Origin of the sequence: Aequorivita sp. Q41, assembly GCF_039831855.1 — a bacterium.
Taxonomy (GTDB): domain Bacteria; phylum Bacteroidota; class Bacteroidia; order Flavobacteriales; family Flavobacteriaceae; genus Aequorivita.
Genome location: NZ_JBDPMS010000003.1, coordinates 141,346 through 162,612 on the forward strand (window position 1 = coordinate 141,346; position 21,267 = coordinate 162,612).

Annotated in this window: 22 protein-coding genes; 20 read left to right on the forward strand and 2 right to left on the reverse strand. The window is 35.1% G+C overall.

Features of this window, described 5'->3' with window-relative positions:
- Positions 1-81 precede the first annotated feature (81 nt).
- From ABJ955_RS12320 to ABJ955_RS12340, 5 genes are all read left to right on the forward strand, one after another.
- Positions 82-1,161: an efflux RND transporter periplasmic adaptor subunit gene (locus ABJ955_RS12320; protein ID WP_347374933.1), complete on the forward strand. Its 1,080-nt coding sequence runs from the start codon at positions 82-84 to the stop codon at positions 1,159-1,161.
- Positions 1,162-1,163: 2 nt separating this feature from the next.
- Positions 1,164-4,361 (forward strand): efflux RND transporter permease subunit, encoded by a 3,198-nt coding sequence (locus ABJ955_RS12325; RefSeq protein ID WP_347374934.1) that lies wholly within the window; start codon positions 1,164-1,166, stop codon positions 4,359-4,361.
- A gap of 4 nt (positions 4,362-4,365) precedes the next feature.
- Positions 4,366-4,671, forward strand: a complete 306-nt coding sequence (locus ABJ955_RS12330) for a hypothetical protein (protein ID WP_347374935.1) — start codon at positions 4,366-4,368, stop codon at positions 4,669-4,671.
- A gap of 18 nt (positions 4,672-4,689) precedes the next feature.
- Positions 4,690-4,896: a DUF2892 domain-containing protein gene (locus ABJ955_RS12335; RefSeq protein ID WP_347374936.1), complete on the forward strand. Its 207-nt coding sequence runs from the start codon at positions 4,690-4,692 to the stop codon at positions 4,894-4,896.
- A 526-nt stretch (positions 4,897-5,422) separates the two neighbouring features.
- Complete coding sequence (locus ABJ955_RS12340) at positions 5,423-6,259, forward strand: universal stress protein (protein WP_347374937.1); 837 nt, start codon at positions 5,423-5,425, stop codon at positions 6,257-6,259.
- A gap of 122 nt (positions 6,260-6,381) precedes the next feature.
- Here the strand turns inward: ABJ955_RS12340 and trxA are convergent, their stop codons facing one another.
- Both trxA and ABJ955_RS12350 read right to left on the reverse strand, forming a co-directional pair.
- A complete protein-coding gene (gene trxA / locus ABJ955_RS12345; protein WP_347374938.1) occupies positions 6,382-6,684 on the reverse strand; it encodes a thioredoxin in 303 nt (100 codons plus the stop codon).
- Positions 6,685-6,695: 11 nt separating this feature from the next.
- Positions 6,696-7,562, reverse strand: coding sequence for an RsiV family protein (locus tag ABJ955_RS12350; protein WP_347374939.1), 867 nt, complete (start codon positions 7,560-7,562; stop codon positions 6,696-6,698).
- Between the two features lie 220 nt (positions 7,563-7,782).
- On the opposite strand from ABJ955_RS12350, the gene ABJ955_RS12355 reads away from it, so the two are divergent.
- The 15 genes from ABJ955_RS12355 to ABJ955_RS12425 all read left to right on the forward strand — a co-directional run bounded on the left by ABJ955_RS12355 (position 7,783) and on the right by ABJ955_RS12425 (position 21,136).
- Positions 7,783-9,018 (forward strand): ATP-binding protein, encoded by a 1,236-nt coding sequence (locus ABJ955_RS12355; RefSeq protein WP_347374940.1) that lies wholly within the window; start codon positions 7,783-7,785, stop codon positions 9,016-9,018.
- A gap of 1 nt (position 9,019) precedes the next feature.
- Positions 9,020-10,069, forward strand: a complete 1,050-nt coding sequence (locus ABJ955_RS12360) for a response regulator (protein WP_347374941.1) — start codon at positions 9,020-9,022, stop codon at positions 10,067-10,069.
- 117 nt (positions 10,070-10,186) lie between these two features.
- The gene (locus ABJ955_RS12365) at positions 10,187-11,026 is read left to right on the forward strand and encodes a universal stress protein (RefSeq protein ID WP_347374942.1); all 840 of its coding nucleotides are present in this window, start codon (positions 10,187-10,189) and stop codon (positions 11,024-11,026) included.
- A gap of 110 nt (positions 11,027-11,136) precedes the next feature.
- Complete coding sequence (locus ABJ955_RS12370) at positions 11,137-11,985, forward strand: universal stress protein (RefSeq protein WP_347374943.1); 849 nt, start codon at positions 11,137-11,139, stop codon at positions 11,983-11,985.
- A 164-nt stretch (positions 11,986-12,149) separates the two neighbouring features.
- The gene (locus tag ABJ955_RS12375) at positions 12,150-12,782 is read left to right on the forward strand and encodes a lipoprotein (protein ID WP_347374944.1); all 633 of its coding nucleotides are present in this window, start codon (positions 12,150-12,152) and stop codon (positions 12,780-12,782) included.
- A 212-nt stretch (positions 12,783-12,994) separates the two neighbouring features.
- Complete coding sequence (locus tag ABJ955_RS12380) at positions 12,995-13,495, forward strand: c-type cytochrome (protein ID WP_347374945.1); 501 nt, start codon at positions 12,995-12,997, stop codon at positions 13,493-13,495.
- Between the two features lie 180 nt (positions 13,496-13,675).
- Positions 13,676-15,643, forward strand: coding sequence for a Sec-dependent nitrous-oxide reductase (gene nosZ, locus ABJ955_RS12385; RefSeq protein WP_347374946.1), 1,968 nt, complete (start codon positions 13,676-13,678; stop codon positions 15,641-15,643).
- Between the two features lie 168 nt (positions 15,644-15,811).
- Complete coding sequence (locus ABJ955_RS12390) at positions 15,812-16,423, forward strand: hypothetical protein (protein WP_347374947.1); 612 nt, start codon at positions 15,812-15,814, stop codon at positions 16,421-16,423.
- Positions 16,424-16,453: 30 nt separating this feature from the next.
- Positions 16,454-16,885 carry a nitrous oxide reductase accessory protein NosL gene (locus tag ABJ955_RS12395; protein WP_347374948.1) on the forward strand — a complete coding sequence of 144 codons (432 nt, stop codon included), beginning with the start codon at positions 16,454-16,456 and terminating at the stop codon, positions 16,883-16,885.
- A 7-nt stretch (positions 16,886-16,892) separates the two neighbouring features.
- Positions 16,893-17,183, forward strand: a complete 291-nt coding sequence (locus ABJ955_RS12400; RefSeq protein WP_347374949.1) for a cupin domain-containing protein — start codon at positions 16,893-16,895, stop codon at positions 17,181-17,183.
- Between the two features lie 100 nt (positions 17,184-17,283).
- Positions 17,284-18,480, forward strand: coding sequence for a nitrous oxide reductase family maturation protein NosD (locus tag ABJ955_RS12405; protein ID WP_347374980.1), 1,197 nt, complete (start codon positions 17,284-17,286; stop codon positions 18,478-18,480).
- The gene (locus ABJ955_RS12410) at positions 18,467-19,177 is read left to right on the forward strand and encodes an ABC transporter ATP-binding protein (protein ID WP_347374950.1); all 711 of its coding nucleotides are present in this window, start codon (positions 18,467-18,469) and stop codon (positions 19,175-19,177) included. Before ABJ955_RS12405 ends, ABJ955_RS12410 begins: the two co-directional genes overlap by 14 nt.
- Positions 19,170-19,952, forward strand: a complete 783-nt coding sequence (locus tag ABJ955_RS12415; RefSeq protein ID WP_347374951.1) for an ABC transporter permease — start codon at positions 19,170-19,172, stop codon at positions 19,950-19,952. Before ABJ955_RS12410 ends, ABJ955_RS12415 begins: the two co-directional genes overlap by 8 nt.
- Before the next feature lie 104 nt (positions 19,953-20,056).
- Positions 20,057-20,653 (forward strand): thioredoxin family protein, encoded by a 597-nt coding sequence (locus ABJ955_RS12420; RefSeq protein ID WP_347374952.1) that lies wholly within the window; start codon positions 20,057-20,059, stop codon positions 20,651-20,653.
- A 54-nt stretch (positions 20,654-20,707) separates the two neighbouring features.
- On the forward strand, positions 20,708-21,136 hold the full coding sequence (locus ABJ955_RS12425; RefSeq protein ID WP_347374953.1) for an Rrf2 family transcriptional regulator: 429 nt from the start codon (positions 20,708-20,710) through the stop codon (positions 21,134-21,136).
- Positions 21,137-21,267 lie beyond the last annotated feature (131 nt).

Sequence of the window (21,267 nt, forward strand, 5' to 3'; positions counted from 1 at the left end):
TGTCAGGGTGAGCGCAGTCGAATCCTTTTTGAATCTGAAATTGAAATAAAAATTATAACCTAACAAGATTAAAAAAACAATATGAAACTAATATATACAAGTTTGCTTTTTTTAGGGGTTTTGAACCTTTCAAGCTGCGGCAATTCTTCCGAAGAAAAGAAAATTGATACTACTCCTGCTGTTGCAGTTACAGTAAGTTCAGTAGCTGCAGAAAACAACACGCCCTTTTTAACCGCAAGTGGAAAAATTGAAGCCGCAAATAGTGCCACGCTAAGCACGCGAATGATGGGCTTTGTAGATAAAGTTCACGTAAATGTGGGTGATAAAGTTACAAAAGGACAATTGTTGGTTAGTATTAATAATTCTGATCTTTCTGCAAAACAAGCACAGACGATTGCCGGGATTACTGAAGCTCAGGCTGCTTTCAACAATGCAGAAAAAGATTACCAACGTTTTCAAAATCTATTTGCAGAAAATAGCGCAAGTCAGAAAGAACTTGACGATCAGCGTGCCCGTTACGAAATGGCGAAAGCAAGATTGGAAGGTGCAAAGCAGATGAAAAACGAAGTGCAGTCTCAGTTTGCGTATGTAAATCTACGTGCGCCTTTCAGCGGAGTTGTTACCAGTAAAAATATTGAAGCTGGCGATATGGCAAATCCTGGCGCCCCGTTAATTTCAGTAGAAGGCCCGGGTAATTTTGAAGTAATTGCTTCAGTTCCTGAGCGTGAAATTTCAAAAATTAAATCGGGAACGGAAGTACAAGTGATTGTGAAATCTTCAGATAAAATTCTTGCAGCAACTGTTACAGAAGTAAGTACTTCCGCTAAAAACACGGGTGGACAATATTTGGTAAAAGTAGTTTTAGATAAAACAGATGCAAGCATTCTTTCGGGAATGTATGCCACGGTGCAGTTTCCAATAGAAAAGAAAACTACAACTACAACTGTTTTGGTACCCAAAGAAGCTTTGGTAGAACGCGGGCAATTAACAGGAATTTATACAGTAAGTGAAAGCAATACAGCTATACTACGCTGGTTGCGAGTAGGTCGTACTTTCGGCGATAATGTGGAAGTACTTTCAGGACTTAATGCGGACGAAAACTATATTATTTCTTCCGAAGGAAAACTTTTCAACGGCGCCAAACTAACTATTAAACAATAATCATGAAGGATGGATTAGCAGGCAAAATTGCCAAGTTATTTATAGGCTCGAAGCTTACAGTGCTGTTAATGATCGTGTTTATGGTCGTAGGTGTGTGGAGCTCGTTTTTAATACCGCGCGAAGAAGAACCACAAATTGATGTGGCAATGGCCGACATTTTTGTGGGCTACCCAGGCGCGTCGCCAACCGAAGTAGAATCGAGGGTTGTAAAACCTTTAGAAAAACTAGTTTCAAACATCCCTGGAGTAGAATATGTGTATTCTACCTCTTCAAAAGAAGGAGCGATGGTAATTGTTCAGTTTTATGTGGGTGAAGATATTGAGCGTTCCTTCGTAAAGCTTTACAATGAGATGAACAAGCATATGGACCAGATGCCTCCAGGCGTTACCATGCCGCTTGTAAAACCACGTGCTATTGACGATGTGCCCATGTTGGGAATTACGCTTTGGAGTGAAACTTATAACGATTTTCAACTGAAGCAAATTTCAGACGAACTAACGCAGGAAATTGAAAAAGTAGGACAAGTTTCAACCACACACAAAATCGGTGGGCGAAACAGACAGCTGCGCGTAGTTTTAGATAAAGATAAATTGGCTACAAGTGGGTTAGACTTTTTGGGTGTTTCTGAAATGATAAAGGCAAATAACCAGCAAATGAGCTCAGGTAGTTTTGATAAAAACGATACAGAGTTTTTAGTTACTACAGGTAATTTTTTAAAATCTGCTACCGATGTTGAGAACTTAGTTGTTGGCGTGCAGCAGAATCAACCTATTTATTTAAAACAAATTGCCAATATTTTTGACGGGCCCGAAATTCCACGTAATTATGTTTCCTTCGGTTTTGGTGGAGCTACCGAAGATGCTTCAAAGCATCCCTCAGAATATCCTGCGGTAACCATTTCTGTAGCAAAAAGAAAAGGTGCGGATGCCATGAAAATTGCCGACGTAATTATCGATAAAGTGGCTCATTTACGAAGCAACTTAGTTCCCGATGACGTTCACGTAGAAATTACACGTAATTATGGCGAAACTGCATCCCACAAGGTTTCAGAATTATTAATGCACCTTCTAGGAGCTATCTTTGCTGTTACTTTGATTGTTATGCTCGCAATGGGCTGGCGTGGTGGTTTGGTGGTTTTTCTTTCGGTGCCAATTACGTTTGCGCTCACGCTTTTGAGTTATTATTTACTCGATTATACACTGAATAGAATTACGCTATTCGCTTTAGTTTTCGTTACAGGAATTGTCGTCGATGACTCTATTATTATTGCGGAAAACATGCATAGACACTTCAGGATGAAACGCCTGCCATTTAAGCAAGCCGCTATTTACGCGATAAACGAAGTAGGAAATCCAACCATTTTGGCAACTTTCACGGTTATTGCTTCGGTATTACCAATGGCATTCGTTTCAGGATTAATGGGGCCGTATATGTCGCCAATGCCTATTGGTGCTTCCATTGCAATGATTTTATCATTATTCATAGCACTAACAATAACACCGTATTTAGGTTATATTTTTCTTCGTGAAAAGGAGGAGAAGGGGAAAGCACCGAAGCCAGAAAAACCTTTGGAAGAAACCTTTATTTATAGAATTTATTCAAAATTTGAAACCCCTCTGATTGAAAATAAGAAGACACGAATTATATTTTTAGGAATTACCGTAGTTATGCTTTTGGGTTCTGTGATGATGTTCTTTACAAAATCTGTTGCTGTGAAAATGTTGCCTTTCGACAATAAAAATGAAATGCAAGTAGTGATAGATATGCCCGAAGGAACAACGCTAGAGCGCACCGCAGTGGTTGCTCGTGAAATTGGGCAATACCTTTCCACACAGCCGCTGGTAGTGAATTATCAAAACTATGTAGGTACTTCGGCGCCTATAACTTTTAACGGTTTGGTGCGTCATTACGATTTACGTGGCGGTAGCAATATGGCCGATATTCAAGTGAATTTGGTTAGTAAGGACGATAGAAAACTTCAAAGTCACGATGTTGCAAAACTAATTAGACCACGTATTCAAGAAATAGGAAAGAAGTTTGGCGCAAATGTGAAAATAGTGGAAGTTCCACCAGGGCCACCAGTACTTTCAACCATTGTAGCTGAAATATATGGGCCAGATTATGACCAACAAATTGCAGTTGCAAAACAAGTTGAAAACATATTGAATGAAACTCAAGATGTAGTAGATATAGATTGGATGGTTGAAGACGACCAAAAGGAATATGAATTTGTGATAGACAAAGAAAAAGCAATGCGCTACGGAATAGCGCCGCAACAAATTGTTTATACAATGAATATGGCGCTTTCAAACAGACCCGTAACCAATCTTTACGATGAGACTACTACTGTTCAAGTTGGAATTTTACTTGCGATGGATGAAAAAGAAAAAGCTACAATTCAGGATATTTCGCAGTTGCAAATTACTTCAAAACAAGGTAATATGGTTACTGTGGGCGATTTAGTAACTATTGAAGAAAGCACCCGTGCGAAAAGTATTTACCGCAAAAACCAAAAGCGTGTGGTTTATGTATTGGCAGATATGGCCGGAGAACTTGAAAGCCCTGTGTATGCTATTTTGGGAATGACCGATAAGCTTAATGAAATAAAGTTGCCAGTTGGTTACAAAATGAATGAGCTTTATTTACAACAACCAGAACATGAAGACGATTTTACAGTGAAATGGGATGGCGAATGGCAAATTACGTTGGAAGTATTCCGCGATTTGGGAATTGCCTTTTTGGGCGTAATCATCATCATTTACATTTTAATTGTAGGTTGGTTCCAAAACTTTAAAGCCCCAATAGTGATGATGGTTGCAATACCACTGTCGTTAATAGGAATTGTACTTGGTCACTGGGTAATGGGTGCATTCTTTACAGCTACATCGTTCATTGGAATGATTGCTTTGGCTGGAATTATGGTGCGAAACTCGGTATTGCTAATTGATTTCGTAAACCTAAGAACTGCGGAAGGAATACCATTAAAACAAGCTGTAATTGAAGCTGGCGCAGTGCGAACAACCCCAATTTTATTGACGGCAGGAACAGTTGTGATTGGAGCTTTTGTGATAGTGTTTGACCCTATTTTTCAAGGGCTAGCTATTTCACTTATGGGTGGAACCATTGTTTCCACAGTGCTTACACTGCTTGTAGTGCCATTAGTATATTATATGATTGAACAAAAAAACTTTAAAGAATAAGGCTGTGAAACTATTAATTGTAACTGTTGTAGACGAATTTCAAAAAGACGTGCTGCAACTTTTTAAAAAAGCAACTATTGAGAGTTACAGTAGCTCTGATATTGAAGGCTATAAAAATGCGTCTTCTTTTAGGATGAATTCTAGTTGGTTTCCATCTGAAAAAGGAGGAGCAGACAGCAGTATGTTTTTCTCTTTTACAGAAGATGAAAAGATTGATTCGTTTTTCAGTTTAGTGACGCAGTTCAATGAAAATTTGGAAACCCACAACCCCATACATGCGGTTGTGGTACCAATAGAACGGAGTATTTAACTTTTAAATTTCATTAGTATGATTAACAGATATATTAGGGCAATTGCCGGAATTTTTATAATAATTAGCCTTCTCTTGGCTGTTTATGTGAATATTAACTGGTTGTGGTTCACAGGTTTTGTGGGCATCAACTTATTGCAGTCATCTTTTACGAAATGGTGTTTGATGGAGAAAATCTTAAAGAAACTTGGCGTGAAATATGTAGATAAAAACTGCCGTATGTAGTCCATACTCTAAAAAAACCTTTAAAAATAGGTTCTAAGGAAATTTAAATTAGAAAAAAAATGGCTGTCACCAAATACCTCACAAAAACCAAAGCTAGCTGGATGCCGGAGATGCATTTAAAATAATAAAACATACCGCCTCGTACCATGCATTGAGCAATATTGAAGAAAGCTCTGTGTGCAAGAATGCTTATAATGGAAATCATAATTTGCCAAACTATGAGGATTTAATGTATAATGCTGTTACCAAGGTGGTAACAATGACTGGCTGCTGGAAAATCAATTTAAAACTATTGAACTAAAATGATGCGTTTTTAAAACAGGAATGCCCTAAGGGGGTAACCCAGAAAGTAACCTTTATTTAGAAGTTAAACCTTTAATTTATTATTTCTTAAAACGTCTGCGAAACTAGGTTTTTTGTTTTTTAAACATCAACTCCAATATGATATTGGTCATTTTACATCATGGAGTGAAGAGGTACTTTTGGAATTAATAAAGTAAAACATACAAAACTAAAATTCAAGTTTATGAAAAAAATATTAGTTCCCGTAGATTTTTCCAAGCATTCAGAATATGCATTGGAAGTTGCAGCAAGCATCGCCAAAAAGCAAAGTGCTGAAATTGTTGCAATACATATGATGGGTCTTAGTGAGGCCGTTTTAACGCGCGATGAAAGCAAAGAAATTTTTGAAGCTATGTACTATATGAAATTAGCGGAAAAGCGTTTTATTGATTTTTTAGACAAAGACTATTTGGAAGGAATTAAAGTGACAGACGCTGTTCATAATTATAAAATTTTCAGTGAATTAAATGATTTAGCTCGTGATTTTGGAGCAGATTTAATTGTTATGGGATCCCACGGGAGTTCTGGTTTAAAAGAGGTTTTCGTGGGAAGTAATACTGAAAAAGTTGTTCGAACATCTGAAATACCAGTACTTGTTATAAAACATCGTGCTGAAAATTTTAATCCGCAATTAGGAATATTTGCTTGCGATTTTTTAGAAAGTTCAATCGGCCCATATAAACGTGCGCAAAAGTTATTCGATACCTTAGGATTAAATATGCAAATGCTTTACGTAAACCTTGCGGGCGATTTCCGAAGTACGCGTGAAATAGAAAAACGGATTCTTAATTTTTTAAAAAGTGCTGGTGAAACACACCCTATAGAAACCTTGAACGCGGTAATTCAATACAATGAATATTCTGTGGAAGCTGGAATTTTTGGATACAGCCAAGTGAGCAATTCAGACCTAATAGCATTACCAACACAAGGTCGCCAAGGCTTGGCGCATTTTTTCTCCGGCAGTATTGGTGAGGACGTGGTAAACCATTCCGATCTCCCGGTAATGACTTTTAAAGTGTAGTTAATAGCTAACTACAATCAATTAAAGATGAAGGGCAGGAATTTTATTTTGAATTCCTGCTTTTTTATGGAGAATAGAAAGGTTTTTTCATACAGTCATTTTAAACAATTATGCAACTGTCTTTAAACGCTGTGTTGTTTTATGATATTAATCAAATCATTTTTTTGAAGAACGCCGCCTTGTCGCCAAAGTTGCTTTCCATTTTTAAAGAGCATTATTGTTGGCACACCGCGCACTTGATATTGAGCCGCTAACACTTGGTTTTTATCAACGTCTATTTTTATAATTTTCACTTTATCTCCCAGTTCATCTTTTACTTCTTTTAGTATGGGGGCAAGCATTTTACATGGACCACACCAGTCTGCAAAGAAATCAATCAATACAGGAGTTTCAGAATTCAGTATGTCTTTAAAATTGCTTTTCATAGCCTCAATTTTTACCCTAACAATGGATTTTTTTTATGTTTTCTTAAAACAGGCATCAGCATTTTTAATGGAATTTGGATGGAATACGTCCCCGTGTAGGATGGGCAAATAACGCAATCGTCAAAATAGAACTCCACCACAGCATCGTTAATTACAAAATTATTTTTAGCGCTGAAGAAATCATCTGCTGAAATTGCCCAACAATCATAATACATTTCACCAAAATTTATTTTTTCCTTTAAAAGTTCGTTTAATATAGTACGAAGTTCTTCTTCGGAACCCATGTTAAAAAAATCTTCGTAATTCATAAAAACGGCTTGTTCCAAATTAAAATTTAAACAATCAAAAGTATAAGCGGCGTGTGCTGCGGCAGTGTAGTGATTTTCTTTGTAAAAAAGCACACTAATAAGCCGATCGTTGAGGTTGTAAATTTTATAATCTACCGTTCGCTTTTCATTTTGCTTAGCAATTCCTAAAGAATCACAAAGTCTTTTTTCGTCCAAAATCTCTTTTTCTACCCCTTTGACGTCCAAATAATATTTGCTAATATATGCATTGAAATTTTCGAATTGAGGCTTGATTTCTTCGTTAAGGTAAGGATATTTGAATTCAAGAGTATACCAATCGCCTTCTTTTAGAAACGATTTAGAGATAAGGAGTTTTTCCAGTTCTGCTTTAGCATCTTTTTTCTCGATTAATTCCTTTCGTTTTATGGTAAAGGTTTGGTGTTGAGTCTCGAAATCTTTGTCAGAAACACCCAAAGAATCTACAATTTCGTTGGAAGTGGTTTCGGAATTAATATCAAATTCCACTTTTTTTGAATCGTTTTTACACCCAAGAAAGATGCTTAAAAAAAGAGTAGATAGAAGAATTCTCATAGTGTTGCGGATTTTGATTTATAATATTAAGCAAACAATTATAAGCAGCGCAGCGATAGAATAAAAAAGCGCCCCATTTTTAGATAATATAACAATTATGGCTTAGTTATAGCGTCCATATTATTTTATTTTTAATGGTGTAAATCTACTATGTTTTTATGTGGGATTTTATGACATTAATCAGGTAGCAAAGACTCTTTAAAATCCTTACTTTTGGAAGATGAAGGTTTTTGAAGAAAAAAAAGTAAATATTTTCAAGATTCTTTCTGAAGCCATTTCGGAAGGTATAGTCATCGTTAATGAGAAACAGGAAATTGTCACTTCCAACGATGCTGCTGACAAAATGTTTGGATATGAGACGCATGAGCTTTTGGGAGAAAAGTTAGATATTCTCATTCCAAAAGAATACCACCGTAGCCACCCCAAACAGGTAGGTGAATTTTTAAAAAAAAGTGATTCTCGTCAAATGGGGCATGGTCGGGACCTATATGGAAAGCGTAAAGATGGAAGTACTTTTCCTGTAGAGGCTGGTCTTAATCCCTTCGAAATAAACGGTAGTAAGTATGTGATGGCTTTGGTTACAGATATTTCCGTGCGTAAAAATCAGGAGTTGGAAATAATTGAGTTCAACTTATCTTTAGAACAAAAAATTGAGGAACGTACTAAGGAACTTAAAAAAACAATCAAAGAGCTTAAAGAAGAAGTTTCCAAACGCAAGGAAGCTGAGCACAAAATAAAAGAATCGTTACGAAAAGAACGGGAACTTAACGAATTAAAAACCAAGTTTCTATCCTTGGTGTCGCATGAGTTTAAAACGCCTTTGAGTGGTATTCTTACTTCAGCCACACTTGCTGGAAAATATACCGAGACAGCTCAACAGTATAAAAGGGAAAAACATTTAAAGACTATTCAGAGCAAAGTAAAATACCTAAACAATATTCTAAATGACTTTCTGTCTATTGAGCGATTGGAATCTGGTAAAACCAACTATAAGTTTGATACTGTTGCCTTAAGTAAAGTAGTTAATGAAGTAATATACAACTCGAATATGTTACTAAAAGACGGACAGAAAATTAACTATCCCAGAAATATCGACAATATTACCATAAATTTTGACGAAAAAATTCTAGAACTATCCCTTACAAATCTTATAAATAACGCAATTAAATATTCATCAGAATCTACAATCATAGATGTTGTAGTAACCCCGAAGGTAGATGCCGTTGAAATAGAAATTATAGACCAGGGAATGGGCATTCCACAGCAGGAACAAAAGTTTATATTTAATAGGTATTTCCGTGCCGAAAATGCACTTTTAGATCAAGGAACAGGTATTGGTCTCAATATCGTGAAAAGCCACTTAGAGAATCTTGGGGGCACAATCACCTTTGAAAGTGAAGAAGGCAAGGGCAGCACGTTTACAATTTCTTTCCCAACAAAAATTAATATAGATTAAAATGAAAACAATACTTCTCATTGAAGATGATAGCGCATTAAGAGAGAATACGGCTGAACTTTTGGAGCTGTCAGGCTATAAGGTTTTTACAGCCCCTAATGGTAAAATCGGGATTGAAAAAGCAAAAAATGTAAATCCAAACGTTATTGTTTGTGATATAATGATGCCAGAAATAGACGGTTATGGAGTTTTGGAGGCCGTATCTTTAGAAGAAAAAACCAAACATATTCCTTTTATTTTTCTATCAGCCAAAACGGAGCATAAGGAAATCCGAAGAGGAATGGATATGGGCGCTGATGATTATCTTACAAAACCGTTTGATGAGGAAGAATTAATGAGTGCCATAGAAAGCCGTTTGGCAAAAGCGACCATCTTAGCAATGCGTGATAAAAATCATGCAGAAAATATGATTGATGATGAGAATCCTCAAAACCTAAATCAATTAAAGAATTTTTTTTGTGATGAAGGCGAAGTGTCAACTTATAAAAGAGGAGAAGCAATTTATAGAACAGGAGATCATTCAAACAGTTTGTTTCTTATTTTAAAAGGTGTGGTTAAAACACACACTATGGATGCTAACGCAAAGGAATTGATTACAGGATTATACAAAGCGGATGACTTTTTGGGCTTCACTTCCTTTGAGGGCACTATTCCTTATAATGAGTCCGCTACAACTGTTGAAGATACTGAAGTTGTGGCCGTGTCAAAAAAACATGTGAAAGATATTCTTAAAAAAAGCCAAGATGTTTCGTTGGAATTGATGAACCTAATTACAGATAATCTTTCTGAAATAAAACAACAATTAATTAGAATGGCTTATAGCTCAGTAAGAAAAAAAACAGCAGCTACCATTCTTCTTTTTGTTGATGTAATGAACAAAAAACCGGGTACTCCTCTCCGGATTTCTCGGAACGATTTGGCCACTACTGCGGGAATAGCCACTGAAAGTTTGATTCGAACTCTTTCCGATTTTAAAAAAGACGGGCTTATTGAAATAGAAGGCCGCAACATTCACATTGTCAATTTGGAAAGTTTACGCGAAATTGAATAGCACTTTGTTTAAAAGTACTTTTATATAGTCACTATAATAACAATTTCCTTAAAACTGATTTTTGTCATTTTCTGCCTCACCCAATACAAATAGTTTTGTCGGTAAGATTATGATGTAATGATGAATATACTAATCCCGACGGATTTCTCTGAAAATTCACGCGCTGCCATTCGGTATGCATTAGAGTATTTTGCTGATATAGCTGTAAATTTTTATATTCTTCATATTTCACTTAAAAATCCATCTACCGTAGAAGAGAAACCCGAGGTAATAAACGATTCCTTTGGAGGAAATCAAGTTCTTAATAGCCCATCTATAATGCTAAAAGAACAAATTGAAAGCTGTAAGTTAATTACAAAAAACACCGATCATACTTTTATCCCTATATACGATAATGTGCATTTAGTAGAAGCCATCCGTAAGCAAGTAAAAGAAAAGGAGATTCACTTTATTTTGATGGGAACTAAGGGAGCTTCTAATGCAAATAAAAATGAATTGGGAAGCAATACCAGCAACGTAATAACTAAAGTAAAATGCCCTGTTTTTATAATTCCTGAAAACGCAAGCTTTAAAAAAATAAACAACATTGCTTTTCTCACAGATTATAACTGTATTTACCGCAATAAAGTTATTAGTGCACTTTCCTATACACTTAAATTACAGACTGCCGCTTTAAGAGTGCTTCATATCCGTTCTCAAAATACTGCGCCTACAGAGTTTCAAACAGATAATAAAGGGTTTTTACATTCTTTCTTTAAAGAAACTAAACACAGCTTTCACTTTCTAGAACATAAAAAGATAGAAACAGGAATTCAAGATTTTGTAGAAACTTGGGAAATCAATATGGTTGCAATAGTAGGGAAGAACCTAAACTTAATTCAGCGATTGCTTTTCAAACCAATGAGTGATACTTCCTCTTACCAGTCTGAAATTCCATTTTTAATTCTTCATGAATAATAATTACAGTAAACGTATATCTTAAAGATTGTAGTGTAGCAGACTGATATTCGTCATATTTAGTTGTTCTCACATTGATTAATTTTAGTTCAAAATTTAAAGCCATAAAAATGAAAAAAATTCTAGTACCTACAGACTTCTCAAAAAATGCATATGCCGCTTTAATATATGTGTCAAAACTTTTTAGCGATGAAGCCTTACAAATAACAATACTACATTCTTTTAGTGATGAAGTAGGAAAATTAACTAGTAGAGTAGACATTGGTCGTTCAGAAAGTATAATAGACAAACTCTACAAACAATCTGATGAAGATGGTAAAAAGTTAATAGATCAAATAAAACTAGATTCTTCAAAAGTAACACATGATTATGAGCTTTTATCAACACCAGCATCCTTGTCTAAATCTATAAATTCGTTAGTAGCTTCAGAAGGTATAGACCTTGTTGTAATGGGAAGTAAAGGACGCACTGGCGCTGAAGACGTGCTGGTGGGTAGTACAACCATTAAAATAACCAAATCTTTAGAAGGCTGCCCATTGCTTGTAGTGCCTAATAAAGTAAACTTTGTTATTCCATCAAATATTGGGTTTGCTACAGACTACAATGATTTTTATCAATTGTCAAAATTGAAACCTATACTTAGATTAGTACGTCAATACAGTTCTACTATTCATCTAGTACATGTAGGAAGCCAAACTAAGCTTACTCCAAAACAAGAACAGAATTTAGAACAATATAAAAATAATCTAACAGAGTACGATACAGACTTTCACTTTATCTCGAAAACTGAAAGTGTTTCAAAAACACTTCATAATTTTATTGATAGTAACTCTATAGATTTACTAGCTCTTGTTTACCATAAACACGCCTTTTTAAAAAAACTTTTTAGAGAACCAGTTGTAAATAGAGTGGGGAAACACACACATACACCAACTTTGGTGATACCTATAACAAATTAATTAATGTTTTTCAGAACAAATAATTATAATTGCTTGATTTAAAAATGGTTATAAGTCATTTTGTGTTGAGTTTAATAGCGAAAAAACGTACCTTTACACTAAACCATTAAATTTAGGTGAAACAGGTATTAACCTATTTAGTGTTTTAAATTCTAAACACACTTATGAAAAAAATAATTGCTATAACAGTTGTTGTATTGTTGCTAACTGGCTGTTCTAGTATACGTATTGTAGATGAATACGTTAATACAGAAATGCCAAATTTTCAAGCTAATAAAGTACTTGTTGTTGGTTTAACCCCAGACGGGGGGCTACAACGTGAGTTTGAGTATAGCCTAGTAAAAGCTTTAAAAGAAAATAATATAATTGCTGTTAAGAGTGTTGATTATTTTGAAAGTACTATATCTGAAAATAATAAAACGGAAGAAAACCTAAGTAATTTTGAAAATGAATTGCTTGCTGCTGGGTTTGATGCTGTATTATTTTCGAAAGTTACAGGACAAGAAAACAAAGTTAGTATAACACAATCCTATAGAAATATTTCTAAGTCTTTTGAAACCTTTAGCGATTATTATTACGAAAACAAACCTATTCAAAATACAGAGCAAACAGAAGATTACCCTGTTTACAACACCGAAACATCCTTGTATTGCTTGTGTCCTGGCGTAGATCGCGATTTAATTTGGCGCGGTAAAATAGACATTATAGACCCTCCAAAACCAATAACTTCTATACGCGAATACGTAAGCACCCTGTTACGTGCCCTCAAAAAGAATAAACTTTTAATAGTAGAATAATCTTTAAAGTATTACTAGCTAAACACTTCAGTAGTAATACAATTTTTAATTTTTTTTCAGAAAAGCGAAATGCAAATAACTAGCAGCCAATTGTTTGATGACTTTTTTGTTTTTAAACATAAAAAAGATAAAAACATCTTAAATCATGACTAAAGTCATATAATTTACATCAATTGAAACCTAAATTTGTCTAGTAAATTAATACGTTCGATATGAAAAAAATAATGAGATTATTAGCTGCTGTAGCAATTATAACAATGTTTGGTTGTGGCGGAAAAGAAGAGAAGAAAACCGATAAAATTCAGATTGGTCAAAAGCCAGAAGTTACTGAAACTAAAAAAGAAGAAGAAGCTACCCAAAAGCCTTCCCAAATGGTAGAGCTAACAAACAAGGGGATAGGGCCAGTTTCAAGTTTAACGCTACCTACAACAGTAGATCAGGCAATGGCTGCAAAAGGGATGGAGGTATACAAGACAAAATGTATGGCTTGTCATAAACCAGATAAAAAGTTTATAGGGCCAGCGCCTAAGGGTATTTTAGAAAGACGTACACCAGAGTGGATAATGAATATGATTCTTAACCCCGAGGAGATGACTCAAAAAGATCCTTTAGCAAAAGCGCTCTTAATAGAATTCAACGGTTCCCCAATGGCAAATCAAAACCTTACAGAAGAAGAGGCTCGCCAAGTTCTAGAATATTTCAGAACGCTTTAATTATTGTGTTGGCCTTAGTTTATTAAGCTTGTTTAACAACTGAAAAAAACTGAACTATTTCAATTTTTTAATAGTGGCGGTCAGTGGTGTAAATACTTACTAAAGGCAATTGCTGTAAAAATTTTATAGATAAATAATATTCATAGAAAACTAATTAACCTTAACCTAAATCCTAAAACGATGAAAAAAACAATCAATATCTTAGTTTCCTTAGTTATGCTTGCTGCTATGGTGAGTTGTAATCCTGGTGGAGACAAAAAAGCAAACAAAGGGCAAGGTGGATTAGCGACCAACGCTGCCGAAAAAGTGTACGTTGCTCCAGGAGAGCACGATGAGTTTTACGCCTTTATTTCGGGTGGTTTTAGTGGACAACTTTCAGTTTATGGGCTACCATCTGGGCGATTGTTTAAAGTAATTCCTGTTTTTTCACAAGATGCAGAAAAGGCTTATGGTTATAATGAAGAGACTAAGCCTATGCTGGAAACTTCTTATGGTTTTGTTCCTTGGGGAGATGCGCATCACCCAGACATATCACAAACAAATGGCGAATTAGATGGGCGTTGGGTTTTTATAAATGAAAACAACACGCCGCGTATTGCACGGGTAGATTTAACAACCTTTGAAACTGCCGAAATTATTGAAGTGCCAAACAGCGCAGGTAATCACAGTTCCTCGTTTATAACAGAAAACACAGAGTATGTAGTTGCTGGAACGCGTTTCTCTGTGCCTATTCCACAACGGGATATGCCTATTAAAGACTATAAAGGAAACTTTAAGGGGTCACTTACATTTATTAGTGTAGCGCCAGATACGGGCCGTATGGCTATTAAATTTCAGTTGATGATGCCTGGTTTTGATTATGACCTTTCTCACCCTGGTCGCGATAAATCTCACGGGTGGTTCTTTTTTACAACATACAATACCGAAGAAGCAAATACTTTACTTGAAGTAAATGCTTCGCAAAATGATAAAGATTTTATCGCGGCTGTCAATTGGAAAAAAATTGAAGAATACGTCAATAATGGAGGAGGCACAAAAGTTCCTACCAATTATTCCCATAATGTTTACAGTGATGAAACACATATGGCAACATCTACTACTATAGACGAAGTGCTTACTGTTGACCCATTAGATGTTCCAGGCGCTGTGTTTTTCTTACCAACCCCAAAATCTCCACATGGATGCGATGTAGACCCAACGGGAGAATACATCGTTGGAAATGGAAAGCTTTCTGCAGATTTAACAGTGCATTCTTTCACTAAAATGCTTGCAGCTATTGAAAATAAAAAGTTTGATGGTGAAGCTTACGGAATTCCAATTTTAAAATTTGAAGACGTACTTGCGGGAACTGTAAAACAACCAGGCTTAGGACCATTACACACAGAGTTTGATGGGCAAGGAAATGCCTATACCACATTTTTTATCTCTTCTGAAGTAGTAAAATGGAAACTCGACACTTGGGAGGTTGTAGACCGACAACCAGCTTTCTATTCTGTTGGACACGGGATGATACCTGGTGGAAACTCCAGAAAACCTTTTGGCAAGTACTTTGTTTCTTTAAACAAGATTACAAAAGACCGTTACTTGCCAACAGGTCCTGAAGTAACTCAATCTGCACAATTGTACGACATAAGTGGTGATAAAATGGAACTGTTGTTAGATTTTCCAACCATAGGAGAACCACACTATGCCGCTGGTATTCCCGCAAATATTGTAGCCAAAAACTCAAAGCAATTGTTTAAGTTATCAGAAAACAAACACCCTTATGCAACGCTTACAGATGCCGATGCTAGGATAGAACGCAACGGAAACGAAGTTCATATTTATATGACTATGATTCGCAGTCACTTTAATCCAGATAATATAGAGGGTATAAAAGTGGGTGATAAAGTATACTTCCACGTTACTAACCACGAGCAGGATTACGATGTGCCACACGGTATAAGTATGATAGGCGCAAACACTTCAGAGTTGTTAATTATGCCAGGACAGACCGAAACTTTTGTTTGGGAGCCTAAATTACCTGGAGTATGGCCATTTTATTGCACAGACTTTTGTTCTGCATTACACCAAGAGATGCAAGGCTATGTTCGTGTAAGCCCTGCTAGTTCAGATATAAAACTTAAATGGTCTTTAGGAGAAGATTAAACCAAGTTTTTAACGGCTAAATACTTAAAGAAGTTTAGAGTATTTAGCCGTGAAAAAACGGAAGTTGTAGAATTCTCGGCTTATGTAAAAATAGTTGGCTTTTTAAATTATAAAATTAAAGCTCAAGCTAACTACCTACAGCCGTTTAAGACTTAAAATTTAAGAAAAATGAAGAAAGCAGGAATAGTAATGGTAATTGGTTCTATGTTGTTGTTAGGACTCTTTAAATTTCCTCTTTGGAATATTATGCTCGGCGCTCCTCAATACCCAGATCCTTTAGGAATGGATATTTATATTGAAGGAATTAAAGGGGTACAGGAGTTTGACATTCAAAACATAGATGGGTTGAACCATTATATTGGTATGAAAACAATACCTGAAGCGAAAGATATGTGGGAGTTTCAAGTGTTCCCTATGGTAATTGGCGCAATGGTTGCAATAGGTGTTCTTATAGGCTTGCTCGGTTTCTTTAACAAAATTAGCTACAATTGGTTTATTGGCTGGTTTATCCTTATGTCTGTACTTGGAATTTTGGGTATGTACGATTTCAATTCCTGGCTTGCCGAATACGGCAGCGATTTAGACCCTAAAGCCATTATGAAGCTTCTTAATCCAGACGGTACACCTATGACGTATAAACCCCCGCTTTTAGGCTATCAAAAAATGCTGAATTTTGATGTAGACTCTTGGCCAGCAACTGGAGCATATATGATGTTTGCTGGTATGATGTTAACCATTATTGCATTCTTTATAGGAAAGAAAGAATATAAAACTAATTAGAAATATCATTTTTAAAACCTGTACACTATAATGAAATCTTTAGTCTTTTTAACGATGATTACAGGCTTGTTTGTTTCTTGCAATCTAAGCCCAAAACAAATAACATACGGAACCGACGCTTGTCATTACTGCAATATGAATATAGTGGATAGCCATCACGCTTCACAAATTGTTACTTCAAAAGGGAAGGCATATAAGTATGACGCCATAGAGTGTATGCTTAATTCTATAGGAGATGAATTTAAAAACACTGAAGTCTCTTTGTATTTAACAGCAGATTTTAACCAGCCGGGACAGCTTACAGATGCTACACAGGCTTGGTATTTAATTAGCGATCAAATTTCAAGCCCTATGGGGGCTAATCTTTCCGCTTTTAAAGATGAAAAGTTTGCTCAACAAGCGATGGAAAAATTTACAGGTAAGATTTTTTCTTGGGAAGAAATTCAAAATCATTTAAAATAAATAGAATATGTATCAAATTAACAATACCATAGGTAATCAAGGTTTCAACAAACTTCAAGTTTCAAAGTTGAATACTGGTCCTGCCGAAACCCTTCTCATTAGTTTAGAAAATGGCGCTACTTTTCCCGAACACATTTCGGCTAGAGACGCACAATTAATTGTATTAGAAGGCGAGATAAACTTTCACATTAATTCTGAAGTATTTACTATAAAAAAACATCAAGATTTCAAGTTTCCTAAAGAAATACCCCATTGGGTTAAGGCTGTGGAAAACTCTAAGTTTTTAATTATTCGTTAAGCTTCAGTTTGCTAACTTTTTCAGAAATAAATTCATTTTAAACTTGAAAAAAAACCTTCATATATTCTTTTTTCTTTTGCTAATTTTTGGCACTATAAAAGTGTGGGCAAAAACTATAAACGTTTGTAATTCCTGTACTGTAAAAACAATTCAGGAAGGAATTAATCAAGCTGTAGCAGGCGATACGGTTTTAGTAAAGAAAGGAATCTATAAAGAAATAAACATTATTATAGATAAAAGCATTGTACTGTTGGGTGAAAATCTGCCTACTATCGATGGTGAAGAGAAGGGAGAGGTTATTAAAATTGTTTCAGACAATGTTACTGTAGACGGTTTTAAAATAATAAATGTTGGCACTAGTTATACCGAAGATTATTCTGCCGTTCGTGTAATTAAGAAAAATGGCTTTTTAATTCAGAATTTAGAGCTGGAAAATCTTTTCTTCGGAATTTATCTCGAAAAATCTAACTTCGGTAAAGTTTTAAACAACAAAATAAAAGGAGATGCTGTAGACGAATACAATTCTGGTAACGGCATTCAACTTTGGTACTGCAAAAACGTTGAGGTGCGCGCAAATACGGTAGAAAATGTTCGTGACGGAATCTATCTAGAATTTTCAGACAATATTGTAATCAGTCATAACCTAAGCAAGAATAATCTGCGCTATGGCTTACACTTTATGTTTAGCAATAACGATATTTATGAGTACAATACGTTTGAAAACAATGGGGCAGGAGTGGCTGTTATGTTTTCAAAATTTGTAGCTATGAACCACAATGTTTTTAAGAAAAACTGGGGCACGGCAGCTTTTGGACTTTTGTTAAAAGAAATAAACGACTCCAAGATTACTCATAATGTTTTTGAAGAAAACACTATTGGTATTAATGTAGAAGGCAGCAATCGTATTGAGTATACTAACAATGATTTTATTAGGAATGGTTGGGCTGTAAAAGTACGCGGAGCCTGCTACACCAATGTTTTTGAAACGAATAACTTTTTGTACAACTCCTTTGATATTTCGTACAATAGCAGACTAAACGACAATAAATTCAACAATAATTTTTGGAGTAATTACACGGGTTACGATTTAGATAAAAACGGAATTGGCGATGTGCCATACAGACCCGTAAAGCTGTTTTCGTACATCGTAAACCGCACCCCAGAAGCCATTGTTTTGTTGCGAAGTCTTTTTATAGACCTTATTGATTTTTCAGAAAAAGTTTCCCCCGTTTTCACCCCAGATAATTTGGTAGACAATCACCCAAAAATGAAAATAATAAATCATGATAGAAGTTAAAGATTTATATAAAAAATTTGGTAAAAACGAAGTGCTCAAAGGCATTGATCTTACTATTGATCGCGGCGGAATATTTTCAATTTTAGGACCAAATGGTTCAGGAAAAACTACGCTTATTAAATGTGTGCTGGGGATGGTTTTACAGGATTCAGGGCAAATTTTTATCAATGGTGAATCCTTAAAAAATCATTTTAAATACAGAAACGAAATAGATTACTTACCGCAAATAGCCAACTTTCCAGGAAACTTGAAAGTTAAAGAGCTTGTAGCGATGCTTAAAGATTTACGAAATACAAAAACGACTAAAGATGAAGAGCTAATAGCGCTATTTAATCTAGAGCCATTTCTCAATAAAAAGCTGGTAAACCTCTCTGGTGGTACAAAACAAAAAGTAAACTTAGTGTTGACCTTTATGTTTGACAGTCCGTTAATCATCCTAGACGAACCTACAAATGGACTAGATCCTATTTCGCATTTGCGTTTAAAAAACCTGATAAAAGCTGAAAAAGAAAAAGGGAAAACCATCTTGATTACTTCGCATATCTTGAGTTTTGTAGAAGAAGTATCTGATGAAATTGTATTTCTTCTAGAAGGGAAAATTTATTTTAAAGGAAGTATAAACGAGCTTAAAACCAAAACAGCACAGCCTGATTTTGAACACGCCATAGCCTCAATTTTATCTAGTAGTTATGTTTAAAATATTAAAATATAGTTTTTACGATTTAATGCGAAGCCGTTGGAGCTACGTATATTTTTTATTTTACCTGCTCCTTGGGTTAATGCTACTTTTTTTAAACAATGCGCTATCTAACGCTGTAATAACAATGATGAATGTAATTATTGTTTTAGTACCGCTTATAGGAACCATTTTTGGCGTAATGTACTATTATAGCTCGCGCGAGTTTACCGAACTTCTTTTAGCACAGCCTATAAAGCGAAGCTCCATATTTTTAGGCCAATACTTTGGTGTAGCAAGTTCGCTTGCTATGAGTTTGGTTATAGGGCTAGGAATTCCCTTTGTATTTTACGGTATATTTAATAGCAGTGCGATATGGGATTTTTCACTTCTGTTAGTTACAGGTGTTTTCTTAACCTTTATATTTACTGCTTTGGCATTTGTTATAGCGCTTTTTAATGAAAATAAAATTAAAGGATTTGGATATGCTATTTTGCTTTGGCTTTTTATGGCTGTAATTTACGACGCTATATTTTTAATTTCACTACTGTATTTTCAAGAATACCCGCTGGATAAATTTTCGTTGGTTGCTACTTTGTTTAATCCTATAGATCTCTCTAGGGTATTGATACTTTTAAAATTAGATATCTCAGCGCTTTTGGGCTATACAGGAGCTGTTTTTCAAAAATTCTTCGGAACGAATTTTGGACTTGTTATCGCTTCTATAGCTTTACTGTTTTGGGTGATTATACCTACATTTTTTATATGGCGAATTGCAAAAAAGAAAGATTTTTAATTATTTATGTAAACAGCTTACTTTCAAAGCGACAACACCTTTTGTGTAGTAAGTTGCCATTTTACTAACTATACCTCCCTAAATAAATAACTTGAAAGAATACTATGAATAAATTGATAGAGAACTCGCTTAGTAAAGCAATGGATTATAACCAATACAACTTACTTTTTAAACAATTGGTTGAAAGCGAAAGAAGTACCGGTGAACAAAGTCCTGAAAAAGTAAATTACACAAAATTGAATTTTAGTCGCACAAAAAGACTTGATAAAACAGCAAAGATTGCAGAAGAGCAGATAGTTAATTTTAAAAATAACCCTGTTAAACAAACTTGGCTTGTTATTACAGAGCCTTGGTGTGGTGATGCAGCACATACACTTCCTTATCTAAATAAAATTGCACAACTTTCAGAGAATATAGATTTAAAAATTGTTCTTCGCGATGATAATCCACTTTTGATGGATGAATTTCTCACCAATGGTTCACGATCTATACCTATTGTTATTATTCTAGATGAAACTAATAATGTGTTACAAAGCTGGGGTCCACGATCTAAAGCTGCTACTAAGCTGTTAACAGATTATAAGGCAGAACACGGACAGATTGATGCTGTTTTTAAAGAAAGGTTACAGCTTTGGTATAATAAGGATAAAGGTGTTTCTTTTGTAAATGATATTTCTGAAGCTATACTTACAAAAAAGTAATTTTTAAAGTTTAGGTCTTATTAGTTACATTTGAAGAAATAAACTCCCCGAAATATGTTTTCAAAAGCCTGTGAATATGGGATAAGAGCAGTGTTCTTTATCGCCAAACAATCTCATAAGGGTTTACGCTCTAATATTTCAGAAATAGCAAAAGCTGTTGATTCCCCCGAACCCTTTACAGCCAAGATTTGCCAAGAACTCGCAAGAGGTAAAATAATCTTGTCTAAAAAAGGCCCAAATGGTGGGTTTTATTTAAAAAAAGATGCTGAAATAAAACTATCCCAAATTGTTAAAGCTATAGATGGCGATCAGATATTTACTTCCTGTGCTCTAGGTTTAAATAGTTGCTCATCTACAAATCCATGTCCGTTACACAATCAATTTGTTGACGTTCGCAACGGATTAAAAAAGATGTGTGAAAATACCTTGGTGATGGAGCTAGCTCCAGAAATTGAAGCCAATGAATTTTATCTAAAAATTTAATAACTTCTATATCTTACAAAACACAAAGAAGCACACCTACATCTCTGTAGGAGTGTGTTCTTTTGTGTTAATTTATTTTTAGATTAATGTGAAAAGCTGATAATTGTCATATTGTAAAACCATTTGGTAGC

Bases quoted from the DNA above. Each gene is read 5' to 3' on its own strand.
- ABJ955_RS12320 (WP_347374933.1), top strand. From the start codon at position 82: ATGAAACTAATATATACAAGTTTGCTTTTTTTAGGGGTTTTGAACCTT.
- ABJ955_RS12325 (WP_347374934.1), top strand. From the start codon at position 1,164: ATGAAGGATGGATTAGCAGGCAAAATTGCCAAGTTATTTATAGGCTCG.
- ABJ955_RS12335 (WP_347374936.1), top strand. From the start codon at position 4,690: ATGATTAACAGATATATTAGGGCAATTGCCGGAATTTTTATAATAATT.
- ABJ955_RS12340 (WP_347374937.1), top strand. From the start codon at position 5,423: ATGAAAAAAATATTAGTTCCCGTAGATTTTTCCAAGCATTCAGAATAT.
- trxA (WP_347374938.1), bottom strand. From the start codon at position 6,684: ATGAAAAGCAATTTTAAAGACATACTGAATTCTGAAACTCCTGTATTG.
- ABJ955_RS12350 (WP_347374939.1), bottom strand. From the start codon at position 7,562: ATGAGAATTCTTCTATCTACTCTTTTTTTAAGCATCTTTCTTGGGTGT.
- ABJ955_RS12355 (WP_347374940.1), top strand. From the start codon at position 7,783: ATGAAGGTTTTTGAAGAAAAAAAAGTAAATATTTTCAAGATTCTTTCT.
- ABJ955_RS12360 (WP_347374941.1), top strand. From the start codon at position 9,020: ATGAAAACAATACTTCTCATTGAAGATGATAGCGCATTAAGAGAGAAT.
- ABJ955_RS12365 (WP_347374942.1), top strand. From the start codon at position 10,187: ATGATGAATATACTAATCCCGACGGATTTCTCTGAAAATTCACGCGCT.
- ABJ955_RS12370 (WP_347374943.1), top strand. From the start codon at position 11,137: ATGAAAAAAATTCTAGTACCTACAGACTTCTCAAAAAATGCATATGCC.
- ABJ955_RS12375 (WP_347374944.1), top strand. From the start codon at position 12,150: ATGAAAAAAATAATTGCTATAACAGTTGTTGTATTGTTGCTAACTGGC.
- ABJ955_RS12380 (WP_347374945.1), top strand. From the start codon at position 12,995: ATGAAAAAAATAATGAGATTATTAGCTGCTGTAGCAATTATAACAATG.
- nosZ (WP_347374946.1), top strand. From the start codon at position 13,676: ATGAAAAAAACAATCAATATCTTAGTTTCCTTAGTTATGCTTGCTGCT.
- ABJ955_RS12390 (WP_347374947.1), top strand. From the start codon at position 15,812: ATGAAGAAAGCAGGAATAGTAATGGTAATTGGTTCTATGTTGTTGTTA.
- ABJ955_RS12395 (WP_347374948.1), top strand. From the start codon at position 16,454: ATGAAATCTTTAGTCTTTTTAACGATGATTACAGGCTTGTTTGTTTCT.
- ABJ955_RS12400 (WP_347374949.1), top strand. From the start codon at position 16,893: ATGTATCAAATTAACAATACCATAGGTAATCAAGGTTTCAACAAACTT.
- ABJ955_RS12410 (WP_347374950.1), top strand. From the start codon at position 18,467: ATGATAGAAGTTAAAGATTTATATAAAAAATTTGGTAAAAACGAAGTG.
- ABJ955_RS12415 (WP_347374951.1), top strand. From the start codon at position 19,170: ATGTTTAAAATATTAAAATATAGTTTTTACGATTTAATGCGAAGCCGT.
- ABJ955_RS12420 (WP_347374952.1), top strand. From the start codon at position 20,057: ATGAATAAATTGATAGAGAACTCGCTTAGTAAAGCAATGGATTATAAC.
- ABJ955_RS12425 (WP_347374953.1), top strand. From the start codon at position 20,708: ATGTTTTCAAAAGCCTGTGAATATGGGATAAGAGCAGTGTTCTTTATC.